Consider the following 16,606-nt stretch of genomic DNA (forward strand, 5'->3'; position numbering starts at 1 on the left):
AATTTCCCAAAAATTTCGTTTACATGTGGTTGAAATTAAATCTATTTAGTGATTTTTTCGAACTTATTGGCTCCTTTGTCTCTTTCGTCAGACTGATTTGTTGTGCCATTTCTCATTCCAGAAAAATAGCACAACATAATAGAGAGTGCGGTTTAGCGACGATCAAACATGTCAACTACATTGGTTCGATGACCAATTTCAGAAAGGGTTTTTACACTATTCTTCAACTGTATTTTTGATTCAAAGCTAAGTACCGCTGATTCTGCTAAAAAACCTTTAGGTAATGAGCATAGATCTTCAACATCGCCTCGCGCCAAATTAACAAACTCAAGAAAGCCGTGTTTTGAAAAAATAGTAGATTCAAGTAATAGATTAATACATCTGGGCAACAGCCTCACAGACTCCGGCTTACGCTGGTCATCTAAGGGCTCACCTTTACGCCACCCCCGAGATGAAAGGCTTTTGTATAACCGCTGATATTCTATAGAAGATATAAGCTCAAGATCACGCGCTCTCAAAATCATTGATTGTGCTGACATGCCCCAACGACTTTTAAGTGACACAAAGTTTTCCAAACTTGGAAAAGAGGGTAATTCCGCAGAAAAAGCCTCTTCAGGTAGCATAAAACAGGCAGCAAATTTATGGGCTTGCTCTTCAATCGGCTTAAAATTAATACTATCAAGGCGCTTTACATATCGATGTAAAACCAAATGGCCGAGTTCATGGGCTGCATCGAATCGGCTGCGAAAATAATTATTTTTATCACTCGCCAATACGACATAAGGCCTATTTTCTTTCTCATTCCATTGAGAATACCCATCCATCATTACGCTACCTTGTTCAAACCGAGAACATACCACCCCTGCATTTTCCATGACCAATAATAGGTCTTGGATCGGTGCAATACCGAGTCCCCATCTCTTTCTACAATCAGAAGCTACCCGTTCGATGGCTTCATCATCAATGGACCTATAATCATCAACATCTAAGTACGGAATATTGACATTTGGATAATCTAAATATTCCTGCAACAATGCAGATATCTCTTGTAACCATCCCATATAAACTTCTGACGATTTACACAAATCTTTGGCCGTCGCCGACAATGTTCTAAAGAAAACGGGATTATTTTCTCTTTCATAAGCAACTTTGGTAAACCAACTCACAGGGCAATTTAAAGCCTTGCCGAGACTGGCAAGGCCCTCTGCATCAGGAGAATGACTGCCGTTCTCCCATTTTGTTATTGTTGATGGGGAACGTTCAACCAACCTACCCAAGTTTATTTTGGATAACCCTCGAGCTTCTCGCATTTGGGTTAGTCTTTCTGGCTGAAATCCAGATATTCCCACTCTCATAGTACCGCCGACTTAATTTTCTTGATCTTTCAGATGCCGTTTAAGTGTAGGCAAGACATTATCAGGAACGATAATTTTTTGCTCACCAGTATATCGCTCTAAAAGTTGAGTTAATGACCAATTAAAATGGAATCCTTTCAAATTACTGAAAGGTACCACAACCCTTAAATCGAGCATCCTGCTCTGTGGCTCATGATAAGGTGGATTGATATTTAGAATTAAGACACCTAACGTTCCTGTTGGCCCATGATCTATGGTTCTTTCGCTAAATAAATCAGGTGTGTACCCTTCCAAGCTTTCGTTGAGTTCGGCTAAAAGCGTCCGATGCTTAGCACCTTTGATATTGAGTTCATCATAGTTAAGCCCAATCCTGCTCATTTTGACACCAGCCGAACTTAAGACAACAAAATGCTCACCTTTTGGTGAAGTATCAACACTGTTATGAATAACCCCACAGCTCAAGGCCGCCTCTTTGAATGCAGCATTCAAAGTATAATGTCTTATTTGAGGTCTTAGCCGAAGTTGCCCTGGACTATCAAGCTTTAGTGCTGACCCCATAGTGACTTGCTGTGCAGCCTCATATTTCGCATGAAACACATCTTGTATGTTTAGCCATAACTCTCTTGGGAAGGCGTTAACAATCAAATCACTAATGTCTTTCTGCACATCGACCTGGTTCATTTTTGGATGCCGTGGTTTCGTTAAGCGGATTTTATCTTAGTTTTTTTCGTTTTGGCATCAAGGCCAATATATGAGTTCTTATCATGATGTGACAGACATCCCAACAGGACCACTGCACATTGCATACTCCCTATCACACTACATGCCCACCCCAATAATGGTCAGAATCAGTGGCGTGGTGACGGCGGCCAGTACCGTCGACATCACCAGGCTGGCGGCGGCGGGGCCGGTGAGAACATTAAACTGGCGTGACATCAGATAAACATTCACCCCCGTTGCCATCGACCCCAGCAACACTACCACCTGAGTTTCCAGCGCAGGCAGATCCATCGCCCATGCCAGCGCCCAAATCACCATCGGCTGCACAATCAACTTGAGAAAGCAGATAGCGGTACTAATCTGCCAACCTTCGGTCACGCGGTATTCTGCCAACCCCATGCCCAACACAATCAATGAGAGCGGGGGCGCAACCTGCCCTAACATACTGACCGGCTGGTCAATAAACACAGGTAAATGTAACCCCGTCAGGCTGAATAAGGTGCCGGAAATAATCCCGATAATGAGTGGGTTAGTCAGCACGCTACGGGCAGTTTTCACAAAACCGGCCAGCGTCGGCGAACCATTTCGTGCCCACTCCACCGAGATGGTGACCAGCGTCCACAAGATCAGCCCGTTAAATACCAGCACCAAGGCCACCGCAGGGATAGATTTCTCCCCCAGCATGATGGTGGCAATAGGTAGCCCTAGCATCACGTTATTGGAAAAGATCCCACCGAGGGCAAAGACTGAGCCAGAAACGCCATCCAGATGAAACACCCGCTTGGCGATAACCCGCCCAATGATAAACACCACCAGACAACTGCCAAAAAAAGCAATCAATAGGCGAGCATCAACCGCCGGGCGTTCTGAGAAGTCACACATCATGCGAAATAGCATGGCAGGCAGCGCGAGGGAGAAAACAAAGCGAGTCAGGCCATCCGTAATGGTGGATGGCCACTTACCGAATCGCACCAGAGCATATCCCAGTGCGAGCAAAACAAATAACGGTGAAGACAAAACGATTTGGTGCCAGAGCGAAACAACAAAGGCGGGCATGGTTTACTTCCTGTCAGACCGGGCCAGGTCAGCCCGTAAATGTAAGAATGGCTGACCTGTTTTTATTATGGCGGGTATTGAGGGTCTTTATAGGAGAAGGTCAGCAGCCGGTAAAGTCCGAACCCAGTAAATCTATACGGTCAGTACAGATACAGTCAACGCCCCAATTGAGTAATTCCCGCGCCCGCTCGGGTTGGTTCACCGTGTAGACCAAAATACGTAACCCAGCGGCTTTGAGTAACGCCACGCGTTCTGCTGTTAGCTGTTTGTGATTAATATGCAGCGAAACACAATCAAGTTGTGTGGTCAGGGCCGCCCAATTGTCATCCCATTTATCCAGCAACAATCCGCGTGGTAGCTCAGGGGCCGCGAGTTGTGCAGCGGCCAGTGCGTCAACTGAAAAAGAGGACAGCAGGGGTGGGATAGTCTGCCCTTGCCACAATGCGCGAGCGGCTAGCGCAATCGCCCGGCCAGTAGGCGCGTCCGTGCCGGTTGTCGGTTTAATTTCGATATTGGCGGCCATACCGTGCTGCGCACAACGCGCAGCTACCTCAGAGAGTAAAGGTAAGCGTTCACCACGAAATGCCTTGCTGAACCAGTCACCCGCATCTAGCTGAATCAATTTTTCCCACACCAACTCACCCGCTACCCCCCAGCCATTACTGGTCCGTTCCAGAGTGTCATCGTGCAGTAAAAAGATTTGCCCATCCTGTGATAGCTTGGCGTCAAATTCGATCATCTTATGGCCGTAGCGCGCACCGACATCAATTGCTGCCAGTGTATTTTCCGGTGCCAATGATCCGCCACCCCGGTGGGCAACGATAGGAGGGTAAGGCCAGTCTTTATTCATGGTTCTATCCGTAGTCCGCTATCGGTATCAAAGAAGTGCAGCGCTGCTGGCGGTAAATATAAATGCAATGTACTGCCTGCCACTGGCATTTCCTCATGGGATAAGCGAGTAATAATACTTTGCCCGCCCCACAGGCCGTGCGCCAGATTATCCGCGCCTAATAATTCCAGCGTTAGCAGGTTCATCGGCACGCCCTGCGCTGAGGTTGTCTGCTGAATATGCTCCGGGCGAATACCCAGAGTCAAGCGCCGGCCACCCCATTGTGGCTGAGGGATCTCCAGTGGCAAAGTCAGACCATCGGATAACATAAACGTGCGTCCATCTGGGCTAACCATGCCGTCTAATAAATTCATCGCAGGCGAACCGATAAAACTGGCAACAAACAATGACGCCGGCCGTTTATAAACCTCGCTGGGGGTACCAATTTGCTCGGCAACCCCTTTGTTCATCACAATCACCCGCTGTGCCAGTGTCATGGCCTCAACCTGATCATGCGTCACATACAAGCTGGTAGTTTTCAGGCGACGGTGCAGTTGTTGTAATTCAAGGCGCATCTGCACCCGTAACTTGGCATCCAGATTGGAGAGCGGCTCATCAAATAAGAAGACTGCAGGCTCGCGCACAATGGCCCGCCCCATCGCTACCCGCTGCCGCTGACCACCGGATAACTCACGCGGTTTGCGTTTCAGTAGCGGCTGCAACTCCAGAATACGTGCCGCTTCATCCACCCGTTGGCGGATCTGTTCTTTGCCAAAACCACGGATCTTCAAGCCATAAGCCATGTTATCGAACACGTTCATATGGGGATAAAGCGCGTAATTCTGAAATACCATCGCGATACCACGGTCTTTAGGTTCCAGATCGGTTACCCGCTGCTCCCCGATATAGATATCCCCAGTGGTCGTGCGTTCCAACCCCGCGACCATACGTAACAGCGTTGATTTACCACACCCGGACGGACCGACCATCACGATGAATTCGCCATCGGCGACATCCAAATCAATCTGCTTAATCACTGGCGTCACGCCGTCATAAGATTTGGTTACTGCCTGTAGCTTTAAACATGCCATATCAGATTACTTCTCACTGTCTACCAAGCCGCGTACAAACCAACGCTGCATCAAAAGAACCACCACGACCGGTGGAATTAAAGTCAAAATCATCGCCGCCATGACCTGATTCCACTGGGTTGGTGCGCCCGAGGTTGAAATCATGCTTCTTATCCCTGCCACTGCGGTGCCCATTGAGGCATCACTGGTGATTAAGATCGGCCAAAGGTATTGGTTCCAGCCATAAATAAAGGTAATAACAAATAATGCTGCGAGATTGGTTTTTGACAGCGGTAATACGATGTCCCAGAAGAAACGCATGGCACCGGCTCCGTCAATACGGGCGGCTTCCAATAGCTCATCCGGCAACGTCATGAAGAACTGGCGGAATAAGAAAGTCGCCGTGGCAGAGGCCATCAGCGGCAATGTTAAACCGGTATAGCTGTCTAGCATGTTCAGGTTGGCAATCACCTCAATGGTAGGGAAAATACGCACTTCCACCGGTAGCATCAGCGTGAGGAAAATTAGCCAGAAAAACAGATTCCTCAGTGGGAAACGGAAGTAAACGATGGCATAAGCAGACAATATTGAGACAGTGATTTTGCCGACAGTAATGGCAAAAGCCATCACAAAACTGTTCAACAGCATCAACCCGAAAGGTGTGCTGTTATTGCCCACGCCGGCATGCCAGATATGGCTGATGTTTTGCCACAAATGCGGGCCAGGGATCAGCGTCATTGGTGCCTGAAAAACCTGGCTGTCATCTAATGAAGCCGCAACGAACGCCACATACAGCGGGAACAGGATCAGTAGCACCCCGATAATCAGCATGATGTGACAAAAGATATCCAATCCACGACGATTCTCGATCATTGGTAACGCACCTTACGCTCAACAAAGCGGAACTGGATAACCGTCAGGCCAATCACCAGTAACATCAGGATCACCGACTGAGCAGCGGAGCTGGATAAATCCAACCCGGCGAAACCTTCGCGGTAAATTTTATAAATCAGCGTGGTGGTAGCTTGCACTGGGCCACCGCCAGTGGCGGCGTCAATCACCGGGAAGGTATCAAAGAAGGCATAAACCAGATTCACCACCAGCAGGAAGAAGCTGACGGGTGAAATCAGCGGCAATACCAAATTGAAGAAACGGCGTACCGGCCCGGCACCGTCAATAGCGGCAGCCTCAACCAGTGATTTTGGTATAGATTGCAGCGCGGCCAGAAAGAATAAAAAGTTGTAGCTGATTTGCTTCCATACCGAGGCCAACACCACCAGGAACATCGCCTGGCCGCTGTTTTGCGCATGGTTCCAGCTATAACCCACCTTATCAAGGGCATAGGTTATCAGACCCAATCCAGGGTCAAACAGGAAGATCCAGAGCACGGCGGCGACCGCTGGGGCGACCGCATAAGGGAGGATCAATAAAGTTTGGTAAAGACGGCTGCCACGTAGGACGTAATCCACCATTGCGGCCAAAAACAGCGAAACGATCAGGCCGATCCCCGCAACCAACGCGCTAAAAATTAGCGTGGTATAAAACGAAGCCAGATAGTACTCATCCTGAAATAGCTGAATAAAATTACTCAGCCCGACAAATTCACTGGAGAGACCGAATGGATCCAGCGTTTGCACTGAATACCACAACGCTTCACCCGCGGGCCATAGGAAGAAGATGGCGGTGATCGCCAATTGAGGTAATACCAACAGATAAGGTAACCAACTACAGGAAAAACCGGGACGAGAAGGTGACATAAAATTAACCGTTTATCAGACGCAGTACTGATTACCACCAAAGTGGTAATCAAAAAAGTGACGTCTTAACTCAATAGCGCACAAACTATTTTTCGTCACAAACCATTTATTCGTTACAAACTATTTATTCGTTACAAACTATTTATTTATTCGTTACAAACCATAGGCTTGTTACAAATACAGTCAGTTTGGTTTTGTTATGGGCAGCGCATCGGTTCCGGTGTATACACCCGGTGTTATAAAACCAAGTGCATTACGCGAGCAGACCGAGCACTGCCCAATATCAAACGGGCAACTACCGTAGCCAAATAACGTTATTTATTGGCTTGTTCAAAACGACGCAGTAACACATCGCCTCGCTTCACAGAGTTATCCAATGCCGCCTGAGGCGTCTTCTTACCGGTCCATACGGCTTCCAGCTCTTCATCAACCACGGTACGGATCTGCGGCATATTGCCGAGACGCAGGCCTTTGGTATATGGCAATGGCGGTTTATTCAGCATCTGGCGGGTCGCTACATCAGCGCCTGGGTTCTGCTCATAGAAACCTTGTTGTTTCGTTAGTTCATATGCCGCCGTCGTGATGGGTAGATAACCCGTCTTCTGATGCCATTCAGCGGCAATCTCTGGTTTGACCAAATATTGCAAGAACTCCGCTACGCCCTTGTAAGTGTCTTTATCTTTGCCATCCATCACCCACAGGCTAGCACCACCAATAATGGCGTTTTGCGGCGCATTTTTTGCATCTGCGTCATACGGCATCATGCCGACACCGAAATTAAACTTGGCATAATGGCGGATACTGGCGAGGGAGCCAGAAGAGGCGGTGGTAATAGCGCAATCACCGTTATAGAACTTGGACGTGGATTCATCTTTACGGCCAAAGTAGGTGAAATCGCCTTTTTTATTCATATCCGACAGCAATTGTATATGCTTGACCTGCAATGGTTTGTTGAATTCCAACACCGCATCGGTGCCGTCAAAACCATTGTTGCGGCTGGCTATCGGTTGACCATGCCAGGCACTGAAGTTCTCAATTTGAATCCACCCCTGCCACCCGCTGGCGTAACCACAACCAGAACCCGCAGCACGTAGCTTAGCGGTATCCGCTGCCAGTTCTTGCCATGTTTTTGGCGGTTGTTCTGGGTCCAAGCCCGCTTTTTTGAAGGCATCTTTGTTGTAATACAGCACGGGAGTCGAACTGTTAAACGGCTGAGATAATAAACGCCCAGTTTTAGAATCAGTGTAATAGCCCGCCACCGTTGGAACAAAGACGGACTCATCAAAATCAATATTGGCATCCTTGAAAACCTGGTAAACCGGTTTGATCGCCTTACTGGCCATCATGGTGGCAGTACCGACTTCATAGACTTGTAAAATAGCCGGTGCCTTACCTGAACGGAATGCCGCAATACCTGCGGCCAGACTCTGCTCGTAATTACCTTTATAAACAGGAACAATTTTATAATCGGGCTGCGACTGGTTAAAACGATCCGCAATTGAATCGACTTCTTTACCTAATTCCCCTTCCATCGAATGCCAAAAAGGGATTTCAGTTACTGCCATCGCATTGGCACTAAACGCAAGCGCCAGTGCGATACAGATCGACACCTTATGAATGGAATTATTAAACATATCTGGCCCCTAAATAAATCTGTGTGGCTCACATCAAAAAATAAGTGTGAATGAGCGAAATAAATCAGTTTTTGTTCGGAAGCAAACATGACACCTTTTCATGACAGAAATATAACAATTATATGACAGAAATACGGCAATTTAATGAAAATAAAGTATCTGTAATGTGTACAGTAAATTAACAATCAAATGAAAGTAACCTTTTAATTCCATTTTATTTTTTCATTACCAATAGAATCATCGAGTAAAATAAAAAGTAACAATCAGTTAGTCTAGATATTAAAGGAAACAGCTAACGATTAATATTAACTATAACACTTAAGTATTTATTCCTTAAGATGATATAAATTAAAATCATTCAGACAAAACGGTATAATTACCACTTGAAATAACGTTATTCATCATGTTAGTGTTCGCCCCGGTTTGTGACTAGCATAATGACGTGCAATTATTTAACATCCTCGTTTTATATTATGCCATCGAAACAAACCCTAATAAATTGTAATGCCATTCCATTCTGGATGGGTTTTTATATAAAGGACTATCAGGTATTTATGATGAAGAAAACTGTTATTGCCATTATCACTATGGCTACATTGACCTGTACTGCGACTTATGCAAACACAATAGAGAAAGATATTCGTGTTGAAGCAGAGATTATTTCTCTCATGGACGTGAAGAGAGCAGATGATAGCAATATTAATAAAATAAAATTAACCTATGATACGGTAGCGAATGATGGTACCTATAGCCATTCAGAAGCAATTAAAGTAAAAGCACGCAAACAACTCGGAGAGAAGCTAAAAGTGTCTCTTGCCGCACCGGTTATCTTGAGCGAGCCAGATAACAATAAAGAGTTTACTCACGTTGAAGTATTATTAGATGGGAAGAAGCTGCTTGAGACGGCCGACACACAAGACCTGATTGCCTTCCATGGCTCTGAGCTCAACGCAGAACTGAAAGTCAGCGCCAAAGAGCCTAATAATGCCGTCGGTGGTGAAAAATATAGCGGGGTAATTCAGTTACGTCTGGAACCAAGCGCTTAATTTAGTTCGTTTCAATACAGTTTGTTAATTTAATGAATACAGCCATGGAATTATTTCCTGGCTGTATATATCCGTCATATTTCAAGCTGCATGTGCGTTGACCGCCTTCGCTCACCCCAGTCACTTACTGGTGTAAGCTCTTGGGGGCTTACTCAGTTGCCGCCCTCCTGCAACTCGAATTATTGCGTTAAAAAATAAAAAATCATCCTGTAAATCTCCTTATGATTATAGTGGAATGGAATTCTATGACCTATTACTCAAAAGTTAATCATAGTTTATTTTTTACCTTAGCCTTATTCACACTAAAATCCGCTCATGCAGAAGCAGTTAAAATAGAGTATTTAGTGCCAATGGGGTTTTCCGCGGCTGAAGAGAACAACTCACTTCAGTTATTAGGGGTATTAGACAGCAAGACATTGCCCAGCCCTATTACCTTCTCAGAAGAAAAACAACAACTGCAATTTAATCAACAGAACTATCAGCATAATAACATCAGTGAAGAATCTATTATTTTATTGGGTAAGATATTATCTCAAATACCGTATTTACAGTGTAAAACCGGCTGTGATTATATTTTATCGGGCCACCGCGTGGCGTTGGATAAAGTGAATAACACATTAACGATCACCAATAATAATAATCGTTATTTAATGCCAACTACGACATGGGGGTTGGTCAGCAATCAATCTCTCGATTTGCGAATGACAGCAGCCCACTATCGGGCGATGTCAGTTCGTGGTCAAAGCTACATCGGCTTGCCATGGCAATCTTATGGTTTTGCATCTTGGTTTTACAACGCTACACAGTCACAAAATACCATGCCATCGCAGAACACCTATCAGTCAGTTAACCGCCCTCAATATCAACGCCTGACCCAAAAAGGGATCGGTAGTTGGTATCTGCAAAAGAATTTCTCGGCGCTCTATTTACGGGTGGGTAGGCAAAACAACCTGGATAACAATGCAGGTAGCGTTCACACCCTGATCAACCCTGCTTTGGACCAATTTGTGACATTCGGTAGCCAAAGCTATCTGACCATCGATAAGCCCTCTACCGGCAGTATCGTGCTCTATGCCGCTCAGGACGGTGACTACGAAATATATCGTGATAATCAGCTAATTCGCCGCATCCCCGCTCAATTGGGTCGCAACGAGATAGATTACAGCCAATTACCAGGGGGCTATTACAACGTTGAGATTCGTTTAGTTGATCGCCTTGGGCGGGTCATCAGCCAGGAAAACCAAACCATCAGCAATATTGGCAATCAGACCAATAATGGTTGGTTTCTGACCATGGGTAAAGGGCCAGCAAAGGGCAAACAAGCCCCCCGTTTAGTCCAGTTTGGCCACAGCAGAGTGATAAAAAGCGTACAAACCAATATCACGCTACTAAAAGATGATGCCCATCACTGGGCAATGGAAGCGAACATATCACGCCCCTTGAGTCTCAATAATGTGAATATCACCCCAATAGGGGGCCTGATGTCAGGAGAGAAACACAGTGGGGGGTACGTCCGCTTAAATGGCGGGAATAGTACACTCGGTTACTTTTCGTTAGCTCGCTATCAGTCACCTTATGTCTCGCGATACGCGCCAGACTCCGGTAGTACATCAGGCTCTTATACCCGGCGTATTGGCCCAACCCAACTAAGTTATCAATTCAATCAGTACCGTAATAACCGGCAGCACCGTATCCAAAGTAGTTGGGACTGGCAATTACCACAATTTAACCTCGCATTATCCCTTGGGTTGCAAAATGGTGGGCAATGGAGCAGCCACAATAATTACGGTGTTTTCCTGAATACCACCCTGTCATTCGGCCAAAGTAACGCCAGCATCAATACGGCTTATACCCAACAACAGTTGAATACTAGCGCCAGTTACCAGAAAGAGTTTACCGATAACTATGGAGCCAGCGCCTTGGGTGTCAGCAGTAGCGCCAGCGGGAAACTAAATAGCGTCGGCGGTTTTGCTAAACGCAGCGGGAGCCGGGGAGAGATATCTGGCCGGATAGGCATTGATAACCAGATAACCAACGGGGGGATTAGCTATAACGGCATGTTGGCACTCAGCTCACAGGGGGTTGCCTTGGGGCGCAGCAGTTATAGCGGAGCGGCACTCTTGATCAAAGCCCCCGCTTTGGGCGGCACCCCCTATAGTTTTCATGTGGAGGATAGCCCAATAACCGGTGGTGGCATCTATGCGATACCGGTTCCCCGCTACCAAGACCGTTTCTTTGTCCGTACTCATACTAACCGTAGCGATATGGATATGAATATTCAACTGCCGGTCAATATTGTACGCGCTCACCCTGGGCAAGTTTTTTCAGGCGAAGCTGACATCACATTGAACCTGCTATACAGCGGTTTTCTCAAAAATGCACAAGGGTTACCGGTGAGCGGGGTGATTGAGGAGACCGGCGATACCGCTTATCCCAATGGGCTGTTTTCCATTAACGCCCAAAATAGGCTGCAAGCGATAACCATCCAAGGCCCCTCTGGCCGTTACCGCTGTGATATGCACTCGCAACCTACTCATATTTACCTTTGCCACGCCGATTAATACCGATAGGAACCTTCATGAAATACCTTTATTCGATACTGAGCATCGCGCTGTTACTGGCCCCTGGTACCGCCACTTATGGCCAACTGCTTGCTACCCCCACCCGTATTGCGGTAGAGGCACAAGAGCAGAAGCGTACCGTACAGGTGTATAACAGCGGCGATACACCGCTTTATCTGGATATCACATTACAACGTGTGGATAACCCAGGCGTGAACCCCGAGCGTAAAACACCCATCAGTGAAATCTCTCAGCCTGAAATGATTTTTAACCCTAACCGCATTACGTTAGGGCCGAGACAAAAGCGGGATATTACGCTGATCCCACTCAAATCACCGGTACAGGAAACCCTTTACCGCCTGTATATCAACCCCGTGCTCAATATCAAAGCGGTTGGCGATGGGGAGGATAAAAGTAAAGTTCATGCCCCGATGACCATCAGTATTGGTTATGGCGTGCTGATTCATCATTTGCCACCGGCTGCGGCACAAACTCGCCAGTGGCAACATCAATGCATAGCCACTGGCGAGCTAACACTCACCGCTACCGGAACAGTGCACAGTAAGTTTAAACAGCTTGAATCGAACGGTAACCCCGTACTGGCCAACAGTCTGAATCTGTATCCGGGTACCGCGGTTACCCTGCCCGTCAAACAACTCAACGGTGAGGTGGACGATGAAAGCTTTAGTCTTCGCTGTCATTAGCCTCTTACCGCTCAGTGCCACCGGCGTGATAGATATTCAGCCACAAATCGTGGAAATACAGCAGGCGAATACCGTGGTTACCGTGATCAACCATGGCATAACTGCTGAATATATTACTGTGCAGTTATATCGGTTGAATAACCCCGGCGTCGCCCCTGAACTGGAATCGCTGACACCTGTTGGCTACCAGCAACAGCCCTTACTTTTTGCCGCACCGTTGAAACTGACGCTAGGCCCTCGACAGAGCGGGAAAATTTTTCTACATGCCTTGGGGGCACCGGAACAAGAACAGGTTTATCGGTTAGCCGTGGTACCAGACAACCACTTGAAAATCAGTGGCGGCAATGCGGCTGTCGTGGGCGTGCAGATCAGTTATATGGGGCTTATCAGGCACTTGCCAGCATCAATACAACATCAATGGATACACCGTTGTATCGCTGGGAAGCCTGAATTACACAATACCGGTAATACCCGCCTGTACTGGCATCAACTGCAAGCAAAGGGGCAAATGATAGACGATTTTACGCTCTACCCTGGCCAGCGTCGGCAGTTAGACCTCAGTGAGTTGCAAGGAAAAGTAGAAGAACAGACGGTTAGCCTGCAATGCCCTTCGGGCTAGCCTCCAGGTAATAGGCTATCAACAGATTTATTAGCATCAAGAAGAAGGACAAACCAAAAAATGAATACCATAAAAATGACTATCACGTTGCTATTGCTCTCATGGCATACCTGCTGGGCCGCAACGCCATTGGGGGATATCGACGTCAAATTAGAGGTGACCGCCCAATCCAAAATAGAAATCGAAAAGCCACATGGTGGCTGGTACGACAATATCAAGCTGCACAATAGCCCGGAGAACCATGCCGTTTATCAGGTAGAAGTCCCGGTAGCCGTCAAACTCCGGCGGCAAGAGGGGTATCAAGTCTCGATTAAAAGCCCGCTAATACTCACCCGCCAATCAGATGCTTTTAGTTCAATAGAACAGACATTCTCACCTGCGGATGTACGTTGGGGAAATAACCGCACCAACTTACGTTTACTGTCTGCGGTACCGGAATCCTTTAGCGTACCCCCACAGACGGCCAGCCACACCACCGATTATGTATTACATATATCCGCACACGCCCCCACAGGGGAAAATACTGCGGGGAAATATCACGGGCAGCTGACATTGATATTCGAAGTTAATAGCTGATAGTCACGGAGAGACCATTAAATGAATATAAGAAACAAACCATTATTTATCGGATTATTGCTGTTATTACTTCACCCCGCAGCGATGGCCACCAAGTGGGCCGATAACTATTTTTATCCATTAGCCAATAAGTATTCGAATTGTAAAGTCACGTTATTAGAAGATAATAGCGTCGCGGTTTCTTTTGATTTCACACTAGTAGATCATTTATTTGAGACAGACCGTGGCCCACATCTTCAACGCTGGAAAAAGATAATTGGTACTCAGCAAGATGTTCTGTTGGTACAGAATAACGCTTTACTGTTTCTCTATTTTTATCATGCCGATGGTTCAGCTGATTTTAGTATCCGGCCTGGGGATATCCAAAATATGTCACTGAATGGCGTACCCGTTCAAGAGATTGATTACAATCTCCAAGAGGCAAAATTTGTCAGTACCCACCCCTTTTCAAACCAAAGTTACCACGTGTCATTCAACATTGCGGCAAATGCCCTCGAACATATCAGAATTGGTGCCACCATTGGGGGGGTACTCCATTCTGAAGGATTATTTTATTCCGTGCGTTCACCACAAGGCGTGGCATTTAATCAATCAGGTGATCAATGCGAATTCTTTGATCCGCTGACAGAACAAGCCCCCGTTAATGCTTTGCATATTGACCCTAAATTTCGGCTGGGGTCCGCAATATGGCAGTTAAAAACCCTCGATCTGGATCATCTACTCGATAGCACAGCTGATAACCATGGGTTACATGCGCCATTGATTAACGCCCCAGCTAACCGTTTTTGTATCCATTACCCGGCGATAGGTACACAAAATAGGCGTTATATGATCAGTGCCAGTAATCTCAATGGGTTAGCTGAGAGCAATCGCTATTTTCAGTTAAAAGATAGCCGGGGTGAGCACATCATCAACTACAAGATCACACTAAAAAATCATGCAGATAGTGAGGCTGATTTTTCATTACCCAAAGAGAAAAAGTTTATTCAGCTAAAGAGTGATAATAGCAACGGCGGCGAAGCACAGATGTGCTGGTCACCCCGCATTCGGGTTTACAGTACCGATACCACCGATAAAGGTCACTACACGGATACGCTGAATTTTACTATCACGCCGTTAGCCTGATCCCTATGACGTTATTAATAGCCAGGTTATCAATAAACTGAACACTCAATAATTCGAGTTGCAACAGAGCAATCAACGCATAGGCAACTCGAAATATAATGGGTATAAATAGAGTTAATATCACGTAGTAATACAAAAGTATTTACTGAACCAGGATGGCTTTTTGGTACCAGAATCTACTTTTTGATCAGGGCTAATAACCTGGGTAGGAATACGATATTCGCGATCAGCACGGGTATCTAAGTAAATATTACGGTTAAGGCTGAGATAGTCGATATAGCTAGCTTGCTCTCTATTAGGTATTTCTCGAACGTGCAACTGGCCAAATTTAATCGTCTTTTTTTCGCCAGAAGCAATAGTTTCATTATTGAGTTCTGAGTGATTTTTTGTGGCTTTTAAAATTCCTTTTGGGCCTTGTAATTTATCGTTATTCACATGGGAACTGGTCACTTTATATTCGTGATTATCTCCGTTCTTATTAGTAATATTTAGCATGACGTCTGCTGTCAAAAAAGCGAAGGAACGAACTGCAGATAATCCATGTAAGTCCATTGTGTTACTTGTACCACCAATCATAACCTATCCTTTTTAAAGTGCAGTGAAGGATAGATACTAAGCCTATGCAGACGAGAGTGGCATCAGGCTTTATATTGAACCGATGAGCTACCTTTTGGAATATTATTAGCCTTATCTGTCGGGAAGCAGGAGGGCAAAGCCGCCCCTCCTGCGGCTTGCGCGGAACATAAGGATCCGAGTAACGAACGCCGCTAACGCCCCTGCAACGTCAAGGACGAAGGGGGATATTAGCCACCAAGATAAGCTGACCGCACCGCTTCATTCGCGAGCAAAGCTGCGCCGGTATCTTCCAAAACAATACGGCCATTCTCCAACACATAACCACGGTCAGCCAATTTCAGGGCCTGATTCGCATTCTGCTCCACTAAAAAGATGGTCATCCCTTCTTCCCGCAGTTGTTGAATGGTATCGAATATTTGCAAAATGATAATTGGCGCTAATCCCAGTGACGGTTCATCCAGTAGCAGCAATTTGGGCTGGCTCATCAACGCCCGGCCTATTGCCAACATCTGTTGTTCACCACCGGACATGGTTCCTGCCCGCTGGATACGCCGCTCGAACAACCGTGGGAACAAATCATAAACCCGTTCGATCCGCTGCTGATATTGCTGACGATCAGCAAAAAAACCGCCCATTGCCAGATTTTCTTCTACTGTCATGCGAGAGAAAACCCGTCGGCCCTCAGGGACAATCGCGATAGCTTCGCGCATAATCCGTGCAGTCTGCCAGTGGGTGATATCTTGTTCACCAAAGACAATATTGCCCTCAGTGGCTCGAGGCTCACCACATAAGGCCCCCAATAATGTGGTTTTTCCCGCACCATTGGCCCCAATCAGTGTCACAATTTCGCCTTGCTGAATATGTAGACTGACCTGGTGCAATGCCTGAATTTTGCCATAATGGGCTGAAACTTGATTAAATGACAACATGTTATTATTTATGCCTCGCCCGCTTTCCATTTACCAAAAAGCTTTCCAT

General features: G+C 46.4%; 16 protein-coding genes. 6 read left to right on the forward strand and 10 right to left on the reverse strand.

The genetic code is table 11. The features are described from left to right. Positions 1–152 precede the first annotated feature (152 nt). The 8 genes from AC971_RS07425 to ugpB form a co-directional block, all read right to left on the reverse strand. Complete coding sequence (locus AC971_RS07425; protein WP_025382204.1) at positions 153–1,355, reverse strand: helix-turn-helix domain-containing protein; 1,203 nt, start codon at positions 1,353–1,355, stop codon at positions 153–155. Positions 1,356–1,367: 12 nt separating this feature from the next. Further along, on the reverse strand, positions 1,368–2,036 hold the full coding sequence (locus AC971_RS07430) for a hypothetical protein (RefSeq protein WP_025382203.1): 669 nt from the start codon (positions 2,034–2,036) through the stop codon (positions 1,368–1,370). Between the two features lie 138 nt (positions 2,037–2,174). Continuing rightward, the gene (locus AC971_RS07435) at positions 2,175–3,131 is read right to left on the reverse strand and encodes an AEC family transporter (protein ID WP_025382202.1); all 957 of its coding nucleotides are present in this window, start codon (positions 3,129–3,131) and stop codon (positions 2,175–2,177) included. A 100-nt stretch (positions 3,132–3,231) separates the two neighbouring features. After that, on the reverse strand, positions 3,232–3,981 hold the full coding sequence (gene ugpQ / locus AC971_RS07440) for a glycerophosphodiester phosphodiesterase (RefSeq protein ID WP_025382201.1): 750 nt from the start codon (positions 3,979–3,981) through the stop codon (positions 3,232–3,234). After that, entirely contained in the window at positions 3,978–5,051 is a 1,074-nt protein-coding gene (locus AC971_RS07445) for a sn-glycerol-3-phosphate import ATP-binding protein UgpC (protein WP_025382200.1), read from the reverse strand. The genes ugpQ and AC971_RS07445 overlap by 4 nt, the downstream gene beginning before the upstream one ends. Before the next feature lie 6 nt (positions 5,052–5,057). Continuing rightward, entirely contained in the window at positions 5,058–5,903 is an 846-nt protein-coding gene (gene ugpE, locus AC971_RS07450; protein ID WP_025382199.1) for a sn-glycerol-3-phosphate ABC transporter permease UgpE, read from the reverse strand. Continuing rightward, on the reverse strand, positions 5,900–6,787 hold the full coding sequence (gene ugpA / locus AC971_RS07455) for a sn-glycerol-3-phosphate ABC transporter permease UgpA (RefSeq protein ID WP_025382198.1): 888 nt from the start codon (positions 6,785–6,787) through the stop codon (positions 5,900–5,902). The genes ugpE and ugpA overlap by 4 nt, the downstream gene beginning before the upstream one ends. A gap of 314 nt (positions 6,788–7,101) precedes the next feature. Continuing rightward, complete coding sequence (ugpB, locus tag AC971_RS07460) at positions 7,102–8,421, reverse strand: sn-glycerol-3-phosphate ABC transporter substrate-binding protein UgpB (RefSeq protein ID WP_025382197.1); 1,320 nt, start codon at positions 8,419–8,421, stop codon at positions 7,102–7,104. Between the two features lie 554 nt (positions 8,422–8,975). Here ugpB and AC971_RS07465 point away from each other — a divergent pair. The 6 genes from AC971_RS07465 (at position 8,976) to AC971_RS07490 (ending at position 15,052) form a co-directional block, all read left to right on the forward strand. Continuing rightward, on the forward strand, positions 8,976–9,467 hold the full coding sequence (locus AC971_RS07465; protein WP_025382196.1) for a CS1 type fimbrial major subunit: 492 nt from the start codon (positions 8,976–8,978) through the stop codon (positions 9,465–9,467). A gap of 245 nt (positions 9,468–9,712) precedes the next feature. After that, a complete protein-coding gene (locus AC971_RS07470) occupies positions 9,713–12,028 on the forward strand; it encodes a TcfC E-set like domain-containing protein (RefSeq protein ID WP_025382195.1) in 2,316 nt (771 codons plus the stop codon). A gap of 17 nt (positions 12,029–12,045) precedes the next feature. Continuing rightward, on the forward strand, positions 12,046–12,732 hold the full coding sequence (locus AC971_RS07475; protein ID WP_025382194.1) for a fimbrial biogenesis chaperone: 687 nt from the start codon (positions 12,046–12,048) through the stop codon (positions 12,730–12,732). Further along, on the forward strand, positions 12,704–13,351 hold the full coding sequence (locus AC971_RS07480) for a hypothetical protein (protein ID WP_025382193.1): 648 nt from the start codon (positions 12,704–12,706) through the stop codon (positions 13,349–13,351). The genes AC971_RS07475 and AC971_RS07480 overlap by 29 nt, the downstream gene beginning before the upstream one ends. Positions 13,352–13,411: 60 nt before the next feature. Continuing rightward, positions 13,412–13,927, forward strand: a complete 516-nt coding sequence (locus tag AC971_RS07485; protein ID WP_025382192.1) for a hypothetical protein — start codon at positions 13,412–13,414, stop codon at positions 13,925–13,927. 21 nt (positions 13,928–13,948) lie between these two features. Beyond that, positions 13,949–15,052, forward strand: a complete 1,104-nt coding sequence (locus AC971_RS07490; RefSeq protein ID WP_025382191.1) for a hypothetical protein — start codon at positions 13,949–13,951, stop codon at positions 15,050–15,052. A gap of 120 nt (positions 15,053–15,172) precedes the next feature. Here the strand turns inward: AC971_RS07490 and AC971_RS07495 are convergent, their stop codons facing one another. Both AC971_RS07495 and livF read right to left on the reverse strand, forming a co-directional pair. Continuing rightward, positions 15,173–15,628, reverse strand: coding sequence for a hypothetical protein (locus AC971_RS07495; RefSeq protein ID WP_038402102.1), 456 nt, complete (start codon positions 15,626–15,628; stop codon positions 15,173–15,175). A 227-nt stretch (positions 15,629–15,855) separates the two neighbouring features. After that, positions 15,856–16,557 carry a high-affinity branched-chain amino acid ABC transporter ATP-binding protein LivF gene (livF, locus tag AC971_RS07500; protein WP_025382190.1) on the reverse strand — a complete coding sequence of 234 codons (702 nt, stop codon included), beginning with the start codon at positions 16,555–16,557 and terminating at the stop codon, positions 15,856–15,858. Positions 16,558–16,606 lie beyond the last annotated feature (49 nt).

The organism is Yersinia similis (genome assembly GCF_001053095.1).
Lineage (GTDB): Bacteria > Pseudomonadota > Gammaproteobacteria > Enterobacterales > Enterobacteriaceae > Yersinia > Yersinia similis.

Bases quoted from the DNA above. Each gene is read 5' to 3' on its own strand.
- AC971_RS07445 (WP_025382200.1), bottom strand. From the start codon at position 5,051: ATGGCATGTTTAAAGCTACAGGCAGTAACCAAATCTTATGACGGCGTG.
- AC971_RS07485 (WP_025382192.1), top strand. From the start codon at position 13,412: ATGAATACCATAAAAATGACTATCACGTTGCTATTGCTCTCATGGCAT.
- ugpA (WP_025382198.1), bottom strand. From the start codon at position 6,787: ATGTCACCTTCTCGTCCCGGTTTTTCCTGTAGTTGGTTACCTTATCTG.
- ugpE (WP_025382199.1), bottom strand. From the start codon at position 5,903: ATGATCGAGAATCGTCGTGGATTGGATATCTTTTGTCACATCATGCTG.
- AC971_RS07430 (WP_025382203.1), bottom strand. From the start codon at position 2,036: ATGAACCAGGTCGATGTGCAGAAAGACATTAGTGATTTGATTGTTAAC.
- AC971_RS07475 (WP_025382194.1), top strand. From the start codon at position 12,046: ATGAAATACCTTTATTCGATACTGAGCATCGCGCTGTTACTGGCCCCT.
- ugpQ (WP_025382201.1), bottom strand. From the start codon at position 3,981: ATGAATAAAGACTGGCCTTACCCTCCTATCGTTGCCCACCGGGGTGGC.
- ugpB (WP_025382197.1), bottom strand. From the start codon at position 8,421: ATGTTTAATAATTCCATTCATAAGGTGTCGATCTGTATCGCACTGGCG.
- AC971_RS07490 (WP_025382191.1), top strand. From the start codon at position 13,949: ATGAATATAAGAAACAAACCATTATTTATCGGATTATTGCTGTTATTA.
- AC971_RS07425 (WP_025382204.1), bottom strand. From the start codon at position 1,355: ATGAGAGTGGGAATATCTGGATTTCAGCCAGAAAGACTAACCCAAATG.
- AC971_RS07435 (WP_025382202.1), bottom strand. From the start codon at position 3,131: ATGCCCGCCTTTGTTGTTTCGCTCTGGCACCAAATCGTTTTGTCTTCA.
- AC971_RS07465 (WP_025382196.1), top strand. From the start codon at position 8,976: ATGATGAAGAAAACTGTTATTGCCATTATCACTATGGCTACATTGACC.
- livF (WP_025382190.1), bottom strand. From the start codon at position 16,557: ATGTTGTCATTTAATCAAGTTTCAGCCCATTATGGCAAAATTCAGGCA.
- AC971_RS07480 (WP_025382193.1), top strand. From the start codon at position 12,704: ATGAAAGCTTTAGTCTTCGCTGTCATTAGCCTCTTACCGCTCAGTGCC.
- AC971_RS07495 (WP_038402102.1), bottom strand. From the start codon at position 15,628: ATGATTGGTGGTACAAGTAACACAATGGACTTACATGGATTATCTGCA.
- AC971_RS07470 (WP_025382195.1), top strand. From the start codon at position 9,713: ATGACCTATTACTCAAAAGTTAATCATAGTTTATTTTTTACCTTAGCC.